At 60.1% G+C, this 22,500-nt stretch carries 12 protein-coding genes, 2 rRNA genes and 3 pseudogenes; 3 read left to right on the forward strand and 14 right to left on the reverse strand.

What is annotated here, in order from left to right; genetic code table 11:
• The 9 genes and pseudogenes from AC0V2S_RS18020 to AC0V2S_RS18060 form a co-directional block, all read right to left on the reverse strand.
• Positions 1–411, reverse strand: a pseudogene (locus tag AC0V2S_RS18020) (hypothetical protein); the annotation flags it as partial.
• A 169-nt stretch (positions 412–580) separates the two neighbouring features.
• Positions 581–922: a flavin monoamine oxidase family protein gene (locus tag AC0V2S_RS18025; protein ID WP_475510929.1), complete on the reverse strand. Its 342-nt coding sequence runs from the start codon at positions 920–922 to the stop codon at positions 581–583.
• Positions 922–1,926, reverse strand: a complete 1,005-nt coding sequence (locus AC0V2S_RS18030) for a flavin monoamine oxidase family protein (RefSeq protein WP_475510930.1) — start codon at positions 1,924–1,926, stop codon at positions 922–924. The genes AC0V2S_RS18025 and AC0V2S_RS18030 overlap by 1 nt, the downstream gene beginning before the upstream one ends.
• Before the next feature lie 68 nt (positions 1,927–1,994).
• Complete coding sequence (rimI, locus tag AC0V2S_RS18035) at positions 1,995–2,447, reverse strand: ribosomal protein S18-alanine N-acetyltransferase (protein WP_475510931.1); 453 nt, start codon at positions 2,445–2,447, stop codon at positions 1,995–1,997.
• Positions 2,440–3,258 carry an energy transducer TonB gene (locus AC0V2S_RS18040; protein ID WP_475510932.1) on the reverse strand — a complete coding sequence of 273 codons (819 nt, stop codon included), beginning with the start codon at positions 3,256–3,258 and terminating at the stop codon, positions 2,440–2,442. Before AC0V2S_RS18040 ends, rimI begins: the two co-directional genes overlap by 8 nt.
• A gap of 186 nt (positions 3,259–3,444) precedes the next feature.
• Complete coding sequence (locus AC0V2S_RS18045) at positions 3,445–5,799, reverse strand: DUF6160 family protein (protein WP_475510933.1); 2,355 nt, start codon at positions 5,797–5,799, stop codon at positions 3,445–3,447.
• Between the two features lie 11 nt (positions 5,800–5,810).
• The gene (locus tag AC0V2S_RS18050) at positions 5,811–6,428 is read right to left on the reverse strand and encodes a hypothetical protein (protein ID WP_475510934.1); all 618 of its coding nucleotides are present in this window, start codon (positions 6,426–6,428) and stop codon (positions 5,811–5,813) included.
• Positions 6,418–7,454 (reverse strand): annotated as a pseudogene (locus tag AC0V2S_RS18055) (hypothetical protein). Before AC0V2S_RS18055 ends, AC0V2S_RS18050 begins: the two are co-directional and overlap by 11 nt.
• Positions 7,455–8,702: 1,248 nt before the next feature.
• Positions 8,703–9,407 (reverse strand): annotated as a pseudogene (locus tag AC0V2S_RS18060) (hypothetical protein).
• A gap of 870 nt (positions 9,408–10,277) precedes the next feature.
• On the opposite strand from AC0V2S_RS18060, the gene mksB reads away from it, so the two are divergent.
• Genes mksB through mksF form a run of 3 tightly spaced genes read left to right on the forward strand, consistent with a single transcriptional unit; the run spans position 10,278 to position 15,115 of the window.
• Positions 10,278–11,519: an Mks condensin complex protein MksB gene (gene mksB, locus AC0V2S_RS18065; protein WP_475510935.1), complete on the forward strand. Its 1,242-nt coding sequence runs from the start codon at positions 10,278–10,280 to the stop codon at positions 11,517–11,519.
• Between the two features lie 30 nt (positions 11,520–11,549).
• Positions 11,550–12,296, forward strand: a complete 747-nt coding sequence (gene mksE / locus AC0V2S_RS18070; protein ID WP_475510936.1) for an Mks condensin complex protein MksE — start codon at positions 11,550–11,552, stop codon at positions 12,294–12,296.
• Positions 12,293–15,115 carry an Mks condensin complex protein MksF gene (gene mksF, locus AC0V2S_RS18075; RefSeq protein WP_475510937.1) on the forward strand — a complete coding sequence of 941 codons (2,823 nt, stop codon included), beginning with the start codon at positions 12,293–12,295 and terminating at the stop codon, positions 15,113–15,115. Before mksE ends, mksF begins: the two co-directional genes overlap by 4 nt.
• A 166-nt stretch (positions 15,116–15,281) precedes the next feature.
• On the opposite strand, the gene AC0V2S_RS18080 is transcribed toward mksF, so the two are convergent.
• The 5 genes from AC0V2S_RS18080 to AC0V2S_RS18100 form a co-directional block, all read right to left on the reverse strand.
• Positions 15,282–17,582, reverse strand: a complete 2,301-nt coding sequence (locus AC0V2S_RS18080) for a PqiB family protein (RefSeq protein ID WP_475510938.1) — start codon at positions 17,580–17,582, stop codon at positions 15,282–15,284.
• Positions 17,575–18,201 carry a paraquat-inducible protein A gene (locus tag AC0V2S_RS18085; protein WP_475510939.1) on the reverse strand — a complete coding sequence of 209 codons (627 nt, stop codon included), beginning with the start codon at positions 18,199–18,201 and terminating at the stop codon, positions 17,575–17,577. The genes AC0V2S_RS18080 and AC0V2S_RS18085 overlap by 8 nt, the downstream gene beginning before the upstream one ends.
• Entirely contained in the window at positions 18,188–18,847 is a 660-nt protein-coding gene (locus tag AC0V2S_RS18090) for a paraquat-inducible protein A (RefSeq protein ID WP_475510940.1), read from the reverse strand. The genes AC0V2S_RS18085 and AC0V2S_RS18090 overlap by 14 nt, the downstream gene beginning before the upstream one ends.
• 386 nt (positions 18,848–19,233) lie before the next feature.
• Positions 19,234–19,349, reverse strand: a 5S ribosomal RNA gene (gene rrf / locus AC0V2S_RS18095).
• A 141-nt stretch (positions 19,350–19,490) separates the two neighbouring features.
• Positions 19,491–22,380: ribosomal RNA gene (locus AC0V2S_RS18100) — 23S ribosomal RNA — on the reverse strand.
• Positions 22,381–22,500: the final 120 nt, after the last annotated feature.

Raw genomic sequence — 22,500 nt, forward strand, 5'->3', positions numbered from 1 at the left:
TGCTGGCGGCGGTGAGCATGGCGGCCAGGCCCATGGGGCGGAAGTCGAATTCGTGGTTGCCGAGGGTTGGGCGTCGTAACCGATTTCACTCATCAGGCGCAGCTCGCCACCGGCTTCGCGGGTGATGGTGTGAAACAGCGTGCCCATGGTGAAGTCGCCGGCATCGAGCAACAGCAACGGTTGTTCACCGGCCGCCGCGCGGCGCTCTTTTACCAGGGTGGCCAGACGCGCCACACCGCCGACGGTGCCGTCGTCGTTGACGGTGGCCGGGGTGTATTCGTTGTTGGGACCAAAACCGAGCAGGCGTGATTGCCAGTCGTTGGTGTGCAGAATCGTGAAATCGCGCGGGGCGGCGGTGGCCAGTGTCGAGGTCAGCAGCAGGCCAACAAGCAGGGGGCGGAGCAGGTGCATGAACAGGTCCTTATTCGTGGTTCGATCGTTGGGCTTCGCTGCGCTCAACCCAACCTACCTCGGCGTGTAGGTTGGGTTGAGCGCAGCGAAGCCCAACACTGGCCGGCGCAAAGTATGGGCGAGCCCAGCCCTCGTCACAGCGACCGAACGCGCCGGCCCCTGTAGCCAATCAAGTCAGCGCCAGCACCTCGGCCACGGCGCGCTCGGCGGCTTGCACGGCGCCGTCGAAATAACCCATCCAGCGCGTGGCGGTTTCCGTGCCGGCGAAATGCACGCGGCCGTTGGGCTCACGCAAGCGCGCCGCGCCATTGCCCCATACGCCCGGCGGGAAGAACGCGGCGTAACAGCCCCGGGCAAACGGCTCGTCGGCCCAGCACTTATCCACATACTCCACGGGGTGCAGGGCCTGGTCGCCGTAGTAGCGGGCGAAACAGGCCAGCACTTCGGCGCGCCGTTCGCCTTCGTCGCGGCTGCTCCACTGCCGCGCTTCATCGCCTTCGATAAAGCCCATCAGCACGCCTTGCTGGAACCGGGCACGCTGTTGTCGAAGGTCAGGCGCACCGGGCCGACTTCGCTGGTGGCCTGGCCAGACAACCCGCGCTCACGCCAGAACGGCGTCTCGTACATCGCCATGCACTTGATCACCGCGCCTTGCGGCAAGCGTTGCAACAACTGATCGCGCCAGCCGGGCAGCAGCGGTTCCTGGGTAATGCGCAGCAGCATGGTCGGCGGCACGGCAAAAATCACTCGCTTGGCCCGGTGGATGCTTTGGTCGGTGATCAGCTCGACGTGCTCGCTGCTTTGCTTCACGGCACGCACCGGCTGCGAAAGCTGTACGGCGTCACCAAGCCGCTGCGCCAGTTCCTCACAGATGCGTTGCGAGCCGCCGACGACACGGTCTTGCTGCGCGCCTTTATCCACACCCAGCAGAGTGTCGAGGTTGGTGCCGCTCTTGATATAGAACAGCACGTGCAGAAACGACAGGTCGTGGGGTTTGGCGGCAAAAACGGCGGCGCTGGCCAGGTCGAATACCGTGCGCGCCTGGGCGGTTTTCACCTGACGACGAAGCCATTCGGCGAAGGTCATGCTGTCCCACAGCGGCGCCTTGGGATGGCGGCTGGGGTCATCGAGGTCGATCTGTTGCGCCAGACGGTCCAGCCGCCATTGCGCCTGGCCGATATCCAGCAGCACATGGGGCGCGAATTTGGGGATGGTGCCGCGGTAGGGTTTGAGCCGGCCGCCGAACAGGGTCAGGTTGTTGCCCAGGTTCCAGGTGGGAAAGGTGTCGAGCTTGAGTTCGCCGAGCAGGGCAAGAATGCGGTCTTGCGTGGGACCGACCCACTGGCCGCCGACTTCGGCCACTTCGCCGCTGGCAAAGCGGTGATTGAGGGTTCGCCCGCCAACCCGGTCATTGGCCTCCAGCACGGTAACGCGCTGGCCGGCCTGGGCCAGACGCCAGGCGGCGGTCAGGCCGGAAATGCCCGCGCCGACCACAATCACATCGGTATCGCCCATGCCCCAGTTCCTTTTTTATGGTTATGGGGCCAGAGAGTACGCGAGTACCAAAAAATCGAAAACAGGGCTTAATCGAACAGCGTGCAGGCCATCACCAAGGCGTCTTCGCGGCCACCCGGCGCCGGGTAGTAATCGCGCCGCCGGCCGATTTCGTTAAAGCCGTAACGCTCGTACAGGCGGTAGGCCGAGAGGTTGCTGGCGCGCACTTCCAGAAAGCATTCGCCGGCCTTCAATTCCAGCGCGCGCTGCATGATGCGCTCCAGCAGTTGCAGGCCCAGGCCGCGGCCTTGGCCGTGGGGTGCAATGGCAATATTGAGCAGGTGCGCTTCGTCGATGATCACACTCAGGATGGCGTGGCCAACCTGGCGCTCGCCTTCGAACATCACCCAGCAGTCGTAGCTGCTGAGGCCGTCGTGGAACAGCTTGCGCGACCAGGGGTGGCTGTAGGCGGCGCATTCGATCTGGACAACTTCATCGAGGTCCGCCTCGGTCATCGGGCGGAAGGTAACGGCGTCATTCATGCAGCGACTCGGCTCCTGTCTGCCAGCGGCGCATCACACGTTGCATCGCCTGCCAGAGCGGCGCTTTGCGCGCCGGCTCGTCCATCAACAATTCCAGGCTCGGCAACGCCCAGGCAGCGCCCAGACCTTCGACCTGCAATTCACGGTTATAGGCCTCGGCATCCGCCTCGCCGGCAAAACGAATCGCCGGCAGGCCGACCAGCCACAGGCATTTGCAGTCCTCGGCTTCTTCCAGGCGGGCCATCAGAAACCCTTGTACGTATTCCAATGCGGCTTGCGGGCCCTGATCCATAGTGCCGCGCGCCAGCAACGGCCAGCGCACCGGCTCACCGAGAATTTGCGGGCTGTCGGGCAGGCCGGCGGCGCGCAGCAGATCCTTGAGTAACAGGTAGGCGGGATCGCGAGCGGCAAAGGGTTCGCCTGTGGATAACTCAGCGAGAATCACGCAGGAGCCGGCACGCAGCAGTTGCAGGCTGAAACGCGGCGGCGGTACGGCAGCGACTTTGACGGGAGCGGCAGGGGTTTCTTCGTCGCTGGCTACCGGCTGCGGCTTGGCCTCGACGCGGGAGGTCGGGCGTGGCACTTCGATTTTTGGCCGTTCGCTGACGGTGGGCGCGATGGGCTCGGCAACCGGCGGCGCTGCTACAACGGGCTCTGGCACGGGCGCCAGGGCAACCGGTTGCGGCTCGGCTTCCAGCGGCTCAAGCAGCTCCGGGCGCGACGGCGCAGCGAACGGCAGCGCCACGCGCGGCAGCCAGTTGGCGACCTGCATAGCGTTCAGATAAGCGCGGCGGCGCAGTTCGGTGATCATTTAGGCTCCACACGCAGGCCCTTGGGCTGTGTGATTGACGCGAGAAAGGGGGCGATTGTCGCCGCAAAGATGGGTAGGGGGAAAGGGAGGATTGCACAGTTACTGTAGGAGCGACCTTGGTCGCGAATTCCTTTTCCAGGGTTCGCCAGCGAGCTGGCTCCTACAAAAAAACCGCGCTTATTCGGGCTAATTAATCGGCGTAGCCGTCAAATTCGCCCGAATGTCGGCATTCTGCGCCTTGATGCCATACATGGCGGTCACCGCTCCGCCGGTGGGGTGCACGTTCTGCAGCCGATCCACGTTCACTTCCTTGAACGTAATCCGCCCGTTCACGGCAAACCCCAGCGGGTCCGGCGTCACGTTGGTGCCGGCATTGGCGCCGCTTTTCACTTTCACTTTCACTTTGGTCGGCGCCACATCGAGGTTGAGGTCGGCATTTACGCCGTAGGTGTTGGCGTTGGGGTTATTGGGGTCGCCATCGGAGGTGGAGAAGTTGTCGATCACCAGTTGCGCGCCGGTGCCGTTGCCGCCGGTGCGGTTGGTTTCCCACAGCACCTGGTTGCGTTTTTCGTCGGTGGCCACGCCGTTCACCGAACTGTCGATGGCGGTGTCGCGCACAAACACGCTTTTCAGTTTCACCGACACCCCTTCATTGCCGCGGTCTTCCCAACGCCCGCCGCTGGAACCGCACGCGCTGGCCGTGGCGCCGCTGCCGCCGACGCACAAGGCGCCCGCGCCGCCGGAACTCAACGCCAGGGTCGAGCCCTGCTCATAGCGTTTGAGCATGATGCGACCGAGGCTGGTGCCGGTGGCGCGGTCGCCCCAGCGCACGTCGCTGACGTCGAGCTTGGACCAGTACGTGCCCTTGCGCAGTTCCACACCGCCCTTCTCGCCCGCGGCGCCGCTGCTGATATCCAGGGTGCCGTCGCGAAAGTGCATGTCGTAGCTGGTGCCCGACAGCCACAGGCCTTTACCGGTTTCATCGACGGTGATCGCGGCGCGCGCTTCGGTTACGTAGAAGTCGGCGTTGTAACGCACACCGCTGCCGACGTTGCCTCCCGGCTGAATGGTCAATTGGCCATTCATGGTGAAGTCGTAGGCCGGGAAGATTTCCATCAGCACCAGCAACTCGGTGCCGCCCTGCAGCGGCGAGGTCGCGCTGCCGACCCGCAGGCCGTCGAAGCTGTAGCTACCTTTGACGTTGTTCAGGCCCAGACGCAGCCCATCAAAGTGGCCGTTGTAGTTGCCCTTGCTCATGTCGCTCTGGGTGCCCGCGTAGCAGCCGGTGCTGGCGCCGGCCGCGCAGCTTTTGGTCACGTCGAGGGTCACCTGCCCGGTGCCGTTGGTGCGCAGGCCGCTGAACCACATGCTGTTGCCGTTATCGGTGAGCGACACGGAGCTGTTGACCATATTCCAGCTGACGTCGGCGGTAATGCCTTTGAGGCCGGAGTTGGGGTCGCCACCGGGGCGCAGTTTCAGCCAGTTCTGTTTGGCGCCGTCATCGAGAAAGTTGAGGTCGATGCCCAGGCTGCCGAGTTTCTGGTTGCTGGCGTTGCCGATGATCAACCCGCCGAGGGTGGCGTTCAGGCGCAGGTCGGGGAATTTCACCTGTACGTAATTCCCCGTGGTGTCACTCGCCAAGTCCAGGGTCAGGCCGTTGGTGCTGCTCAGCACGCCGGAGAAATTTTCCGCGCGCAACACACCGTCGTCCTTGTACTGAAACAGGCTGTTGGTAATGGTGAGGTTAGGCCGAATCCGAATGCCCTGGCCGCTAGCGCCGCCACTGCCGATGCTCAGGCTGCCGCCCAGGCGCAGGTCGAGATTCAGGCTGCCGAAGCTTTTGTTGTAATTGGGGTCGCGGGTGTCTGGCGCTGTTGGGGTAGCCGGCACGCCGGCCACGGCATCGCTGTGGGCGAGGTCGAGGCTAATGCCGCCGATGTTGGCCACCAGCCGTGAGCTGCCAAGGTCGAGTTTGACTTCCTTGCCGCTGCCGCCGTTGACGATGTCCACATAGGCGGAGTTGAGGTAGGCGTCGAACGACATGCCGTTGACGATCAGGTCGTAGCCGTTGTCGCGGTAGTAGAAGGTGACGTCGGTGAGCGACAGCTTGCTGTCATCCAGGCCGATGCCGCTTACGCCACTGGCGCCGCCGCCCTTGATTTTCAGAGTCGCGCCGAGGGTGTAAAAGGCGCGAAAGCTGCCGAAGCTGTTGCTGCTGCCAGCCATTTCCACGTTGTTGACGGCAAGCACCTGCGGGCTGGCTTTGTGCTCGACCACCATCTGGTTGCCGACCACATCGATCTTGGTGGTGGAGGTGGCCGTGCTGCCGCTGGCCGGGCGGTTGCTGATGTCTTTGACCGCCAGGGTTTTGCCGTCCTCGCTGTAGCTGACGTTACTGGCCGACCAGCCGCCGCCGCTGATTTCCATACTGATGCCGGACTGGCCATTGACGCTGGCCAGGCTGTCGTCGTCCAGCGCCTGCATAGCCAGGCTCGGCAAACTGAAACAGAGCAGTGGCAATAGCAGCAGATTTCTGTGCATCGACTTGCTCCTCAGTTCTTTGGAAAGACCAGCACGTTGCCTTGCATACGAATGCTGCCGTCGATCTTCGCCGAGAAAATATTGGTCTGTTGGTAGGTCGCATCGCCCGCATTGGCCGCGGTGCCGGCCTTGTTGCGCCAGCCGCCCTGGTTGGCCACGGCGAAGGTAAAGCGCGCGTCCTGGAATTTCATTTCGTTGGGCAGGCCGAATTCCAGGGTGTCCTGGTTGAAGGCCGTGCCATCGCCGTTGAAGCCGCTGTCGATAAAACGTGTACGTAGCGTCAGGCCGTCGAAGCTGAAAATGCCTTTCATATTGTCCAGCACGTACCAGCCACCGGCCGCTTCGGCGCGAATGGCGATGCGCATGCCGCAGTCTTCCGGCGAGGTGGCGCCAAGGGTGGCGCAGCTGCGTTGGTTGGCGGTCCAGGTGCTGGGGGTGTTGCTGGTGGGGGTGGTCCACAGCACGCCGCCGCTTTTGTTGATGCTGAAGTCACCCGACAGGTACACCCCACCTTGCCCGCTGGTGGCGCTCAGGGCGTCGTCGGCCATGGGCTGCAATTCGCTGTGGGCCAGTGCTGGGAGCAACAGCGCGATCCACAAAAAGAACCACTCGATGCGTCTAAAGGTCATGACTGGTCACCTTCAGGTAATTAATGGTCAGGCCTTGAATCGCGTTGTAGCCGAAGTTGTAACCGCCGGTGGAGTAGTTGCCGCTGCCCACCTTCAAGTTGTCGATGATGAGGTTGGTGCGCGGCGCGTTGGCGTAGAAATCGGTAGCCAAGGCATCGCGCTGGGCCGCCGTGGTGCCGCCCGCCGTGGGATTGGGCAGTTCCAGGGTGAATTGGCCGTTGCTGTTGACGTCGAACAGCAGTGGCTGGGTTTTGCCGTAGCCGAGGGAAATATTGGCGTAGGTGTTGGTGGCGGTAATGGTGCGCGCCTCTTGCTCGGCGGCGGTGGTGCAGTTGGTGGCGCCGGCAGCGCACGACATCACGGTCAGGCTCTTGGCATACAGGTTCAGGCGCATTTCGCCGACCAGTTGGCTACGCGCACTATCGCCCCACAGGCGCAGGTACGAGCCGTCCATGGCCAGCTCGGCGATGTCGATATTAAGAATATCGGTGCGCCCGGCGGCGACCTGAAAGTCAAAACGAATGCCGATGTCGGCCTTCTCGCTGGCGCGGCTTGAGCAGTTGCTACCGGCCCCGGCATAACCGGAAATACAGGCTTGCCCGGCGGTGCCGGTGAGGCGCTCGGGAAAGGTCAGGGCCAGTACCGCTACGTTACTTGGCGTGGTTTGTACCCACACGCCGTCGTCACGCAGGGTGCGCAGGTTTTCGCCTTTGTTCAGGTCCAGGGTGAAGGGCGAGCTCAAACGGCCGATGGTCACCGGGTTGAGGTTGGCGCCCTTGTTGCTGCCAGTGGCGCCCAGGTAAAACTCTTTCACCGAAATCGGCACGTTCTGGCCGCTGCCGTTGGTGATGTCGTTGATGGTGATGGTGGAGTTGTTGGCATCGAGCAGATGTTTTCCAGCACAAAACCAAAACCGGCACCCTGCACGCCCGACAATTCCTGATCATCCAGGGCCAGCATCTCAGCCTGGGCCAGGCTACTGGCGCCCAACAGCGCCAAGCCGGCCAACAGCAACGAGGCGTTCATCTCAGCACCTGAGGTCGCGGCGCCCAGGCAAGTGTCTTGCCGCGGGATACCGTTGAAGGCCTGGTTGAAGTCGATATTGATCGGCGAAACCATATTGCCGTTGGCGTCTTTGTACTTGGGCATGTTCATGAACGCGCCTTTGAGGGCGGTCATAAAGGTGTTGCTGTCCAGGTCGCGCCAGGCCACATCCTTGGTTTGCAGCGAGATGAAAAAACCCTTGGTCGCCCCTTCGATGGCGGCGGTGCCGGCCACGTCGGCAACCCCCATATTGCCCACCGGCAGCGACTTGAACTGGTCAAGGTTAAAGCAGGTTTGAATGCCCAGCAGGCCGCAGCCGTTGGACTTGATGATGCCCAGCGCAACATCGGTGATCAGTGGCGCGCAACCGCTGGTGCAGGTCAGGCCATCGCCATTCTTGATGCCGGCCTGGGTACCACGCACCGGGTCGGCTGCGCCGCTGCTGTTCACCAGCTGCGCATCAGCTTCTAGCGTACTGCTGGTGTAGATGCCGCCAATGCCCAAAATCAGTTTCTGGCCCACGTTCGCCACATCGTAAATCGCCTGACCACTGCCCTTGATATGCACCGGCACGTTGCCGGTGAGGCTGGCGATATCGCCGGACAACGTTCCCTTGGCCTCGCCAAACCCAATGCGCACGCCGACCACCTTGTTGCCCTCGTAGGCCAGTTCGATAAGGGGTTGGCGATTTGGAAGGCATTGATGCTGTCGTCGGCATTACAGTGCCGAGAGCGAGTTTGTTGATCAGGATGTCGGAGGAGCCCGCCACTTCACCGGCCGCGTGGTGGCGTCGTTGTACTGGCCGAGCTGGAGCTTTTTCATATTCAGCTGGGTGTCGAGGTTGACCCCAAGATTGACCGCGTGTAGTTGATGCCGGCATTGGCGTCGGTGGTCAGGTTGATAAACGCCTGCCCAGTGACATTCGAGAGCTCGCTATCGGCCAAGCCTCCAGCTTGGCCTGGGCGGAGCCGCCAGCAGAGCTGGGTGTGTGAGCAGAGCAAATTGACCAAGTGCGGCAAGGCTACGGGGCGAGCGCATGGTGATTCCTTATTCTTATTGTGGCCAGACCCATGGGCGCGCAGGCGCGGCATGAATCCACGGCATCACTATAAGAACCTCGGCAGCAACACACCCGACCCATAGTCGAGTTTGCAGAGGAGAAATCGGAGCGGGGTGCGGGCGACTGTTACGCAAGAACACACTGGCGTAACGCCACCCCGAAAGAATGACTTAGTGCTGACGAAACAGCGCGATCAGGTGATCGGCAATCGCGCCTTTGATGGCGTCGACGCTGAGTTTGGAGCTGTTGGCCAGCTTGGCCGGGTTGATGCGGTGCAAGTGCAGGACGGCATACGCGCTTCGTACTCGCGCAAGTCGCCTTTTATCAACACCGGCAGAAAGGTTTCGCCCTTGGCCTGGTAGCGTTGAATCAGCAGCTTCAGGCCTTCCTGAAACGGCAATTCCTTGGAGGCCACCAAGCGGTGTTCGCCGGGAATCTTCAGGTACAGCCCGGTGTACCCCATGGTTTCGCCGGGCAGGATATGGGCCGGTGGGTTCCACGGCGTCGGCCGGGACGTCGTTGAAGGTGTCGTGCCAGGCCTGTTCATCGGGGAGGATGGTGATGCTGCCCTCCTCGTTTTCCGGCACCACGAAGCTGTAGTTGCTGTAGAGCTTTTCGACGTAGCTGGAATAGATGCACAGGCGGTTTTCAAAGCGCTGCAAAAAGGCCACGGCTTCACGGCGGTCGGTGATGGCGTCCAGGTCCCAGTCGAGATCGCTTTGGCGTTCCAACTCGTCCCAGCGGGCTTGGGCATAGGCGGCGGGTCGGCGGGCATGGGCGTTCCAGAAATTGCGGATGCCAACCCATCGCAGAAAACATGCCAAGCGATTCAAGTACTTGAAATGCTGGCTGGAACGGTAACGGGGTTGAAACATGGGTTCGCTGGCGGGGCGTAAACTGCCGAAATTGGTCACTTTTTTTGGAGGGCTGTGGTCGGTGGGGACGTGTTTTAGCGCTGGCGTTGGGGCTGTGGGGGTATTCATTTGCGCGGTGCTGGGCGTTTTTGTTTCGCGCCTTACGCGCGACTTACTTTTAGCATTGCCCTAAAAGTAAGCAAAAGGTCTAGCCCCCACCTGGGGTTTTCACTGCGTGAAAACTTCCCTCGCTACGTCGCTGCTCCAGGGGCCGGGCTGAGGGCCATCCATGGCCCCATCCCTCTCCGCGGCTCCCGGCCGCTACGACCCCTTACGCAACGACTCCGCTCGGCCTGGCGCTAAAGGGGCGGGTAGATCACAAGCGGTAGATCAAGATCAAAAGCCCTCTCCCCCGGCCCCTCTCCCGCGCGCGGGCGAGGGGTGACGTTTGAATGACGACCTCATGCGGTCAGGCCCCCTCTCCCGCTGCGGGAGAGGGTTGGGGTGAGGGGCTTTTGATCTGGCTTTTGATCTACCCCGCACCTTCAGGAGGCCGAGTGGAGGTACTGCGTAGGGGGTTGAGCGGCAAGGATGCCGCGAAAGGAACGATGGGCCAGGGACGGCCCGTCGTGACGTGCCCCCGGAGCAGTGCCGGAAGGAGGGAACCCGCAGCGAAGCGAAGGGCCGTATGCCGGGGGCTAGACCTTTTGGTTACTTTTAGGGCAATGCTAAAAGTGACTCGCGCGTAAGGCGCGAAATAAACGCTCCGCACATGCGGTAATGAAGACCACCTCAGATCCAGGCCTTTGATCTACCAACAGTAAAGCCCAATCTCCCTCATGCAGTACAATCGCGACCTTTGCCCCACCCCAAACCAAGAAACGAGTGCACATGATCGAGCCCAAGCGCGTATTGCGCGCCCTCGCAGAACACTGGACGTTACTCGAACCGCTCTGCGAGCGCTTCGACCAAGGCACCATGAGCCTGATCGAGTTGCGTGCCCAACTGGCCGTGCAACTGGTGGACAGCACCCCCATCGAAATCACCAACCTGCTGGATATCTGGATTCGCCTCGACATCCTGGTGCCCGTGGCCAAAAGCCCGAACCGGTTCGAGCTCAACGCCCAGATCCACGACTTCCTCGCCTACCTGCGCCGCGAACACCGCCTGGGCCTGTGCCTGGAAATCGAAGCCTACCTGCGCCACCTCGAACGCCTGGCTGGCTATATTCAGGACGCCTTCGAAATCCGCGATGCCAACGACCTGGCTCGCCAGCTGCGCCTGCTGGATATGCGCGTACGCGACGTGCTGAAAAAGCTCGCCAACGACGAGCAGGCGCTGGTCGGCGTGGCCGATCGGGCCAAGACCAGCGACCGGCAGATTCCGCTGCGTCAGCGCTACGCCGAAGTACTGGCGACCTGGGACGAATACGTCGAGCCGATGATTCAGCTGGTGAACGCCGATGGCGCCTTCGAGCAAGGCGTACGCCGCGTTGAACAGGTGCTGTTGAAGCTGCTAAGTGAGCAGCATCGCCTCGGTCAGTTGGTGGACGACGACCTGCTGCTGCGCACCCACGCGCGCATTCTGGAAATGCAGACCACCGCCCAACTGACCCTGCGCCGCGCTCGCGAGCTGCTGTTGCCGCTGCGTGAAGAAGCGCGCCGGCATAACGCCGTGACCCGTGGCGCCGCGCTGGCGTTGTCGGCCATTCGCCGCAAGGGGTTGGACGCGGTGCCGCAAGCGGCCTTGCCGCTGTTTACTCGGCCGCAAAGTACGTTCCTCGGCACCACCGGCCAGGTGGAGTCTTATGTGTATGCCTTGGCCCGCTTCGAGCCCAAGCCGACGCAGTTCCCCAAGGCCAGTGGCACCCGCAAGGGCGAAGCACCCCAGGCGCCGCGTACTGCGCGGGAAATGCTTGAACGCTGCCACAGCGCCTTGCCGATGCCGGACCTGATGGTGTGGCTGCTGGAGCAGGAGCCGACCGGCGCCACCGACGAATTGCTGTACTGGTTTTCGCGCCTGTCGCGCGATGGCCGCTTCCAGCGCGAACGCCTGGAACGCCGCGATTACCACACTGCCGAGCACCAGGTCAGCCTGTGCTCGTTTGCCTTGGTGGCCAGCAAACATGCTTGAGCCCGTAGCCCTCTTTAAAGAATCCTGTGTATGAATATTGACCTGTCCGAACTGAGCCAACTGGCGCCGATCTTTCGCGAGCTGTTCAAGGGTTACCACGTCAGCCACCGCGACGCCGAGCTGTATAGCCAACTGTCCAACCAGCAGGACGCCTACCGCGCGCTGTTTCGCGCTCTGGGTTACGAGCTGGTGTGCGACACCCGCGGCTTCTACTACTTCGTGCCCGAGCAGATGGGCGCCCAGGTGAACAAGACCGCCCAGCGTCTGGCGCTGTTTACCTTCATTCTGGTGGAGCACCTCGCCGATCAGGGCCGCGATCCGCTGGCCGTGCTGGACGGCGGCAGCCTGGGCCGCGATGAGCTGCCGCCGCTGCTGGAAAAATACCGCGACCTGTTCTTGCAGGCCGAAGTCACCACCCAGGAAGAGCTCGAAGAAAAAGTGATGCGCCGCATGGCTCAGCTGGGTTTTGCCAGCGAGGACAACGGCATCTACCGCTTCCTGCCGCCGATGCACCGCTTCCTCGATGTGTGCCTGTCGGTGCAGCAAGACCGCGACCTGGCGGCCAGCCTGCACAGCGTGTTGCCGCTGCCGACCCCGGCGCTGGTGGACGACGACAGCAGCGACGAGATTCTGGTGATCGACACCGACACCGATGACGACATTCCGGTATTGCCGGTTGCCGCCGCACCGCTGCCGGTTGTCGAAGAAGAAAGTGAAGAAGAAGCCCTGGCGCGTGCCCTGGCTGAAGAACGGGCCAATCAGGAGATCGATGCATGAGCCAGGAACGCTACGGTATCCGCCGCTTTGCCCTGCTGAACACCGCCGGTTACAGCCTGGGTTTGTTCCCGCTGGAACAGCCGCTGTCGGTGTACGGCGCCAACAACCTGGGTAAAAGTGCGTCGATCAACGCCCTGCAGTTTCCGATTCTGGCGCGTATGTCGGATATGAGCTTCGGCAAATACAGCCTCGAGGCCTCGCGCAAGTTCTACTTCGCCAGCGACACCAGCTACATCCTCGTGGAAGTTTCCCTGCCCCACGGCCCGCACGTGATTGGCGTGGCCGGTCGCGGTCCCGGTGGCGGCTTCGGTCACCAGTTCTTCGCCTATGCCGGCGAGCTGCACCTGGAGCACTACCAGAAGAACGGCACCTGCCTGCGTCAACGCGAGCTGTTTGCCAATCTGGAGCGCGAGAACATCAAGGCTTACGAGCTCAAGCCCGAAGAACTGCGGCGCTTGCTGGTGGGCGGGCATACCTCCATTCCGCTCGACCTCACCCTGATTCCACTGCGCTCCACCAGCGAGCAGAGCCTGAAGACGTTCCGCGCGCTGTTTATCAACCTGCTGCATATGCGCGAAATCACCGCGGCCAAGCTCAAGCAGCTGTTCCTCGATGCCTTCGAACACAGCCTGCGTTCCGGTAGCGTTGATTACATTGCCGCGTGTGAAGAAGCCTTCCGCGATGTGCGCCGCATGGAAGCGGACTACCAGTCGCTGGTGGCGGCCGGGCCGTTAGTTGAGGCCTTGAGTGCCGGTGTAGCGCAGCGTGAAGTGCTGCGCGGCAAGCTGCACCGCATTTCGCCGCTGCTCGATTCCCTGCTCGGCGCATGGCAAGACTATTCCGGCGCACGCCGTGAAGAGCTGGTGATTCAGGCCGAGCACTACCGTGGCGAGCAGGACGGTTTGCAACAGAACCAGCGCGGCGGCACCCAGGAGCTGATGCGTCTGGAACGGGAGATCAGCGAGATTCAACGCTGGCTCGGCGAGTTCGGCGTGCTCAAGCAGCGCTTTGCCCTGGTCGACAACGCCCATGTGCTGGAACAGCAACTGCTGGCCGCCAAGGATGCCCACGATGAACTGGCCGGTGCCCTGGCGCAGTCGCGGCAGTTCAGCAGCGAAGACCTCGACGAGCGTCTACGCGACCTGGAAAAACGCCTGAAGTCGGTCCGCCAGCAACTGGAACATGCCGACAACAACAGCTATGCGCGCTTGCGTGAAGAGTTCAGTCAGCAGGATGTCGAGCGTCTGATGCGCTTGTTCAACGGCGCGTTGTTCAGCCTGCCGCTGGGTGAGCATGGCATCGGCCTGGATGAAGACGGCAAGTGGGTGAAATCGCTCGAGGTGATTCTCGACGGCTTCAAGGCCGAGCGCTTTGAAGTGCCGGGCCTTTCCATCGACCTCAGCCATATCGAGCCGCCGGCCCTGCAAGCCTTGGCCGACCGCGCCGCGTTGCGCGATCAGAAAGAACGTTTGGAGAAAGAGCTGAAACAGCTCAAGACCCAGCAGAGCGTGGCGTCGGACCGTGCCGCGAGCAAGGCTAAGGCCGAGAGCCTGTACAACCAGGTGCTGGACGCACAGAAAGCCCTGGAAGACTTCCGCCGCAGCCAGACCCTGGCCGTGGAGGAACCGGGCAAGCTGGAGCAGTTGGCCCAGGCCGAAGCCGCGCAAGATGACCTCAAGCGCGCCAGTGATGCGTTTACCGAACGGGTTCAGCAGTTGTCGGCCAAGTTGCAACTGGTCGGCCGCCAACTGGCCGATCTGGAAGCCAAGGAGCGCACGCTCGAAGACGCCTTGCGTCGCCGTCAGCTGCTACCCGCCAATCTGCCGTTCGGCACGCCGTTTATGGATCCGGTGGACGACTCGCTGGAAAACCTGCTGCCCCTGCTCAATGACTACCAAGATGCCTGGCAAAGCCTGCAGCGCATCGACGGGCAGATTGACGCGCTGTATGCGCAGATTCGCCTCAAGGGCGTGGCCAAGTTCGATAGCGAAGACGACGTGGAGCGCCGCCTGCACTTGCTGGTGAACGCCTATGCGCACCGTCAGGACGAAGCGCTGACTCTGGCCAAGGCACGCCGTGCGGCGGTGACCGATATCGCCCGTACCCTGCGCAATATCCGCAGCGACTACGACAACCTGGAACACCAGTTGGCGTTGTTCAACCGCGAGATCAACCGTCGCCAGGTCTCCAACCTGGAAAGCTTCCGCATTGTGCTGGCGCCGAACAAGGATGCGCTCAAGCATATCGACCAGATCATCCACAGCGCCGGCCAGTACGAAGAAGGCGAGACGCTGAGCGTGTTCGACCTCAATCAGTCCGCCGATCAGGATGTGCGCAACGAGGAAGCCAAGGAATACCTGGCGCGCCTGGTAGCGGCCAACCACAACCAGTTGGGCCTCAAGGATCTGTTCGAGCTGGCGTTCGAAATCACCAAGGTCGGCGGCCAACCGATTGTGCACACCGACATCGACGGCGCCGCGTCCAACGGCACCACGATGACCATCAAGGCGCTGACCAACATGTACTTGTTGCTCCACCTGATGGACCGCGACCAGGCCGGCAAGGTACGCCTGCCGTACTACCTCGACGAAGCGGCAGACATCGACGAACGCAACCAACAGGCGCTGATAGAAACCAGCCTGCAGTTGGGTTTTGTGCCGATTCTGGCCAGCGTGAAACCGCAGGTGAGCGCCCATATCGCCATCGACCTGGAAGGTGGCAGCGGGCCGAACGGGATTTATATCGATGAGGCGGATTGGAAATATATTCGGCGGCATGAGCCGGTGGTGAAGGCTGGGCTGGAGACTGAGCCGGCGTAGAATATTTTAAAACGCGGCCGGTCCAACATTCTGGGTCCCCGCCTTCGCGAGGACGACGGAGGACATCCCGTCCCCTCCGTCATTCCCGCGAAGGCGGGAATCCAGGTGCACCGTTTCTGGATTCAACACATGCAAACAAAAAGGGCCGCTAATGCGGCCCTTTTGTTTATTTACCCACAGGTATTTTCGGCGCCCATTTAAGCCACTCATCATTGGCTTCTTCGTTCAACGCAAACGTCTGCTCCGGCTTCACCGGCCCACCCATCTGCTCACCATCCGGCGTGGCGAACGCAATGCCGCCCTGCAGCAACGACTCAACCGATTCCGTGCGTACCTTGGCGCCCTTGAACAGGCCCCAATCCACCGAGAACCCGCTGACGCTCCAGAAGCGGCTGCCACCGCGCACCAGGGTCGCGTATTTCGGTTCGATCAGGATGCGGATCAGCACGCGGTCGGCAGTGGAACCCAGTTCAATGCCAGTAACTTTGCCGACCTGCACTTCGCGGTAGGTGACAGGCACGTCCACCTTGATGGAGCCACGGCGCGGCGCGCTCAGAGTCAAGCGCAGGCCACTTTCCTGGGTGGTCAGCACCGGCGGCTCACTCAGCGCGACAAAGTTGGTTTGCGGCGTGACGGCTTTGGCTGCCGGCTGCACTTGCAGGTACTGGCCGCTGACCAAGGTGTCGAGGTTGGCGGTACGGATCAGGCCCAGCTCCGGTTTTACGACCCAGAATTGCGAGCCGACGCGGGCGACCTTGTCTGCGCCTTCGGTAATGCGCGCAGTCAGTTGCACGGCTTGCAGGTCGTCGGTGAGGGCCACGGTTTCGACTTTGCCCAGGTCGATGCCTTTGTAGCGGATGGGCGTACCGGGTTTGAGGCCATCGCCGGAGTCGACGCGAATGTTGATCACCGTGCCTTTCTGCAACGCGTCCTCACGGTCGGTGTGCAAGGTAAAGCGCTGTACCCGTTTGGTCGGCGCCGCTTTAGGGTCGGGCGTTTCGAAACTGATGCCGCCGGCCAATAAGGTTTGCAGCGACTCGCTTTTCACCGTGACACCCGAGAGGCCGCCGGTGAGGGTGATGCCGCTGGCGTTCCAGAAGCGCGTGGAGTTGTTTACCAGGTTGGCGTACTCAGGCTCGATGTGCACACCGATGGCCACGCGCTTGCGGTCGCGGGCCAGTTGATAACTCTGCACGGTGCCGACCTTGATCTGTTTGTAGAGCACGGGGCTGCCGACTTCCAACGAACCGAGTACCTCGCTGTAGAGTACCAGGTGCAGGCCGGGGGCGCTGAGGTCGAGCGGCGGCGGCTTGAGGCGAGCCACGAAGTCGCGCGCGGGCGGATTAGGGCGTTCTCCAGGCCGCACGGCGATGTAATTACCCTTCACCAGCGCTTCGATGCCGGTGATGCCGGCCAACGAAATAACCGGTTTGACGACCCAGAATTCGGTGCCTTCAACGAGGTAGTCTTCGCCACGCGGGTCCATTGCCAGCTCGGCTGACGCGGTGGCCAGGTCGTCGTTGATCTTCAGGGTTTTCAACGTGCCGACCTGAATGCCTTTGTACATCACCGGGGTGCGACCGGCCTGCAGGCCCTCGAAGTCGGCGAGTTTCACGTTCACCTTGATGCCGACTTGCGCGGCATCGAAGTCTTCGTAGAGGCGGAACGGCATGGTCGGATCGGTGGGCGGGCTGTCTTTACGGTGCTCGGGGGTCGCGAATGCAATACCGCCGGCCACGATGCTGGCCAACGATTCAGTGCGCACTTTGAAGCCACCCAGATCGGCACTCACCGTGACGCCGCTGGCATTCCAGAAACGCGTGTGTTTGCGCACCAGTTGCGCGTACTGCGGCTCGATAAACACCTTCACTTCAATGGTGGTCTGGTCGGCGGCCAGGCTGTAGCTCTTCACCCGGCCGACCTGAATCTGTTTGTAGAACACCGGGCTGTCGCGGTTCAGCGAGCCGAGGCGCTCGGCCTTGAGGGTCAGGTGCAGGCCGGGGACGGAGTCGGCAATCGGCGGCACTTCGTTCAATGCGGTGAACTTGCGCTCGGGTTCGCCATCTCCCGGCGCGGCAGTGATGTAGTTGCCGGACACCAGGGTTTCCAGGCCCGTTACACCGGCCAGGCTGACGCTGGGTTTGACCAGCCAGAAGCGGGTGTTGGTGCGCAGGTATTTTTCGACATCTTTGTCCATTTCAACGGTGGCAATCACACCGCGGCGGCCGCCGGTGTCGTCCAGGGTCAGGCCTTTAACCTTGCCGACTGGCATGCCTTTGTAGATCACCTCGGTTTTGCCGGCCTGAATACCGTCACCGGTGGCGAAGATGATCTGGATGTCGATGCCGGCTTGATCATAGGCACGCCAGGCCAGCCAACCGCCGATCAGCAGCGCTATCAGCGGCAACACCCAGATGGCCGACCAGTTGGAGGCGGGGCGAATTTTGGCTTTGGGCAGGTCAGTCATTGTCATCGTCGTCCGTTTCGGTGTTGTCCCAGAGCAAGCGCGGGTCGAAGGTTAATGCAGCCAGCATGGTCAGAATTACCACACTGCAAAACGCGGCGGCGCCGTAACCGGGTTCGATACTGGCCAGGCTGCCGAAGTTGACCAGGGCCACCAGAATGGCGATGACGAACACGTCGAGCATCGACCAGCGGCCTATCCATTCAATAAAGCGGTACATGATGATGCGCTGCAGCGGCGACATTGGCAGGCGGCGCTGGACCGAGTAGAGCAGTAGGCCGATGCCTACGAGTTTGAAGGTCGGAACCAGGATGCTGGCCACGAAGACCACGGCGGCGATAGGGACCATGCCGTACTGCACCAGAGCAATAACACCGGACATGATGGTGTCGGGCTCGCCTTTGCCGAGCGTGCTGACTGTCATGATCGGCAGCAGATTGGCGGGCACGTAGAGCACGGCAGAGGTCAGCAACAATGCCCAGGTACGCGTAAGGCTGTTTGGTTTACGCGGGTGCACGGTGCCGCCGCAGCGAGTGCAGAACTGACTGTGGGTGTCGGGTTCTTCCCGGTTCAATTGGTGGCACTCGTGGCACACAAGAATGCCTGCATCAATGGCCCGCATGGTCATCCTCTCCCGATAACGCTTCCCAGATTTGATGTGGCGTCATGGTCACTTCCAACCAGACCTGAATCAGTAGCAAAGACACGAAGCAGGCCAGACCGACGCCAAGGGATATATCCGCCAGACCGATGAGTTTCACCACCGAAACCAGGGTGCCCATCAGGTAGACCTCCAGCATGCCCCACTCGCGCATATGGTGATAAATGCGGTAGAGCAGAAGGCCGTAGCTGCGGCCGAATTTCAACTGGATGCTAAGCAATACCAGAAATTGGCAGACCAGTTTGAGCAATGGCACGGCCATGGCGGCGAGAAATACTACGACGGCTACGCCTTGCATACCGGATTCGTAGAGGGCGTGGACACCGCTCCAGACAGTGTCGGTGCTGTTCTGGCCGAGCAGGCTGAGCTCCATGATCGGCAGGAAGTTGGCGGGAAAATACAGCAGCAGGGCTGCTATCACCAAGGCCATGCTGCGCTTCACCACCTTAGGGCGGCTCATATGCAGCTCATAACCACAGCGCGGACAACGGGCACTTTCACCGACCTGGAGCGTGGGTTTGAGCATCAACAGATCGCACTCATGGCAGGCGGTCAGGGCCTCCAATGGCATTTCGGAAATTTCACCGGTATCTGCGACTTCAGACATGAAAAAAGCTCTAGAGGGTTTTGCCGACAGGTTAAACGAACAGCCGCGTAGTTAACGGGTCGCTGCTGGCAATCCTAGACGCAATAGAAGGTTATGCGTGGATTGCGGTGTTATTTCTTTTCAGACTGGATGTGGGGCTGGTTGTGCGATGAAGTTGATGGTGTTTTGTGTGCGTCCTGCTGACGTACGAACCCAGTGACCTTGGTTCGCATAGCTCCCGGCATCTTCATTTTAAATTGCTAGTTAATGGCGGAGCGTGAAGCAACTGGTTGCCTGGAGCCTATGCGGCGCAGGTGTTGGTCTTCTTCGCAAGGCGCGTGCTAACTTTTCTCGGCGCAAAAACAAACCCCCCACTCGCTTGCGCGAATGAGGGGTTTGGAATTTAAGCTTGACGATGACCTACTCTCACATGGAGAAACTCCACACTACCATCGGCGATGCATCGTTTCACTACTGAGTTCGGGATGGGATCAGGTGGTTCCAATGCTCTATGGTCGTCAAGCAATTCGGGTGGAGTCTCGCTTTCGCGTTACTCCAAATTGGGTATGTGTTTTTCGGATTCGGTAATTTGTGTGTTGCGAATTTTCGGTTCTTTCGTCTTCACACCGTCAATCTGCGATTAAGCAAATTGCTTGGGTGTTATATGGTCAAGCCTCACGGGCAATTAGTATGGGTTAGCTCAACGCCTCACAACGCTTACACACCCCACCTATCAACGTCGTAGTCTTCGACGGCCCTTCAGGGGACTCAAGGTCCCAGTGAGATCTCATCTTGAGGCTAGTTTCCCGCTTAGATGCTTTCAGCGGTTATCTATTCCGAACATAGCTACCCGGCGATGCCACTGGCGTGACAACCGGAACACCAGAGGTTCGTCCACTCCGGTCCTCTCGTACTAGGAGCAGCCCCTCTCAAATCTCAAACGTCCACGGCAGATAGGGACCGAACTGTCTCACGACGTTCTAAACCCAGCTCGCGTACCACTTTAAATGGCGAACAGCCATACCCTTGGGACCGGCTTCAGCCCCAGGATGTGATGAGCCGACATCGAGGTGCCAAACACCGCCGTCGATATGAACTCTTGGGCGGTATCAGCCTGTTATCCCCGGAGTACCTTTTATCCGTTGAGCGATGGCCCTTCCATACAGAACCACCGGATCACTAAGACCTACTTTCGTACCTGCTCGACGTGTCTGTCTCGCAGTCAAGCGCGCTTTTGCCTTTATACTCTACGACCGATTTCCGACCGGTCTGAGCGCACCTTCGTACTCCTCCGTTACTCTTTAGGAGGAGACCGCCCCAGTCAAACTACCCACCATACACTGTCCTCGATCCGGATAACGGACCAGAGTTAGAACCTCAAAGTTGCCAGGGTGGTATTTCAAGATTGGCTCCACAAGAACTGGCGTCCTCGCTTCAAAGCCTCCCACCTATCCTACACAAGCAAATTCAAAGTCCAGTGCAAAGCTATAGTAAAGGTTCACGGGGTCTTTCCGTCTAGCCGCGGATACACTGCATCTTCACAGCGATTTCAATTTCACTGAGTCTCGGGTGGAGACAGCGCCGCCATCGTTACGCCATTCGTGCAGGTCGGAACTTACCCGACAAGGAATTTCGCTACCTTAGGACCGTTATAGTTACGGCCGCCGTTTACCGGGGCTTCGATCAAGAGCTTCGCGTTAGCTAACCCCATCAATTAACCTTCCGGCACCGGGCAGGCGTCACACCCTATACGTCCACTTTCGTGTTTGCAGAGTGCTGTGTTTTTAATAAACAGTCGCAGCGGCCTGGTATCTTCGACCGGCATGGGCTTACGCAGTAAATGCTTCACCCTCACCGGCGCACCTTCTCCCGAAGTTACGGTGCCATTTTGCCTAGTTCCTTCACCCGAGTTCTCTCAAGCGCCTTGGTATTCTCTACCCAACCACCTGTGTCGGTTTGGGGTACGGTTCCTAGTTATCTGAAGCTTAGAGGCTTTTCTTGGAAGCATGGCATCAACCACTTCGCGCTCTAATGAGCACTCGTCATCAGTTCTCAGCCTTAACCGCCCGGATTTACCTAAGCAGTCAGCCTACAACCTTAAACTTGGACAACCAACGCCAAGCTGGCCTAGCCTTCTCCGTCCCCCCATCGCAATAACTAGAAGTACAGGAATATTAACCTGTTTTCCATCGACTACGCTTTTCAGCCTCGCCTTAGGGACCGACTAACCCTGCGTCGATTAACGTTGCGCAGGAAACCTTGGTCTTTCGGCGTGGGTGTTTTTCACACCCATTGTCGTTACTCATGTCAGCATTCGCACTTCTGATACCTCCAGCAAGCTTCTCAACTCACCTTCACAGGCTTACAGAACGCTCCTCTACCGCATCACCTAAGTGATACCCGTAGCTTCGGTGCATGGTTTGAGCCCCGTTACATCTTCCGCGCAGGCCGACTCGACTAGTGAGCTATTACGCTTTCTTTAAAGGGTGGCTGCTTCTAAGCCAACCTCCTAGCTGTCTAAGCCTTCCCACATCGTTTCCCACTTAACCATGACTTTGGGACCTTAGCTGACGGTCTGGGTTGTTTCCCTTTTCACGACGGACGTTAGCACCCGCCGTGTGTCTCCCGTGCTCGCACTTGTTGGTATTCGGAGTTTGCATCGGTTTGGTAAGTCGGGATGACCCCCTAGCCGAAACAGTGCTCTACCCCCAACAGTGATACACGAGGCGCTACCTAAATAGCTTTCGAGGAGAACCAGCTATCTCCGAGCTTGATTAGCCTTTCACTCCGATCCACAGGTCATCCGCTAACTTTTCAACGGTAGTCGGTTCGGTCCTCCAGTTAGTGTTACCCAACCTTCAACCTGCCCATGGATAGATCGCCCGGTTTCGGGTCTATACCCAGCGACTAAACGCCCTATTAAGACTCGCTTTCGCTACGCCTCCCCTATTCGGTTAAGCTCGCCACTGAATATAAGTCGCTGACCCATTATACAAAAGGTACGCAGTCACCCAACAAAGTGGGCTCCCACTGCTTGTACGCATACGGTTTCAGGATCTATTTCACTCCCCTCTCCGGGGTTCTTTTCGCCTTTCCCTCACGGTACTAGTTCACTATCGGTCAGTCAGTAGTATTTAGCCTTGGAGGATGGTCCCCCCATATTCAGACAAAGTTTCTCGTGCTCCGTCCTACTCGATTTCATTGATAAGAGATTTTCGCGTACAGGGCTATCACCCACTATGGCCGCACTTTCCAGAGCGTTCCGCTAATCTCAAATCAACTTAAGGGCTAGTCCCCGTTCGCTCGCCACTACTAAGGGAATCTCGGTTGATTTCTTTTCCTCAGGGTACTTAGATGTTTCAGTTCCCCTGGTTCGCTTCTTACACCTATGTATTCAGTGCAAGATACTTAACTTATGTTAAGTGGGTTCCCCCATTCAGACATCTCCGGATCAAAGTCTGTTTGCCGACTCCCCGAAGCTTTTCGCAGGCTACCACGTCTTTCATCGCCTCTGACTGCCAAGGCATCCACCGTATGCGCTTCTTCACTTGACCATATAACCCCAAGCAATCTGGTTATACTATGAAGACGACATTCGCCGAAAATTCGAAATACTCTTGATCTCTCAAGAGAACTCACAAATTTTACCTTAGCCTGAATAAACACCAGTGAAA

Source organism: Pseudomonas sp. CC11G (genome assembly GCF_056174845.1).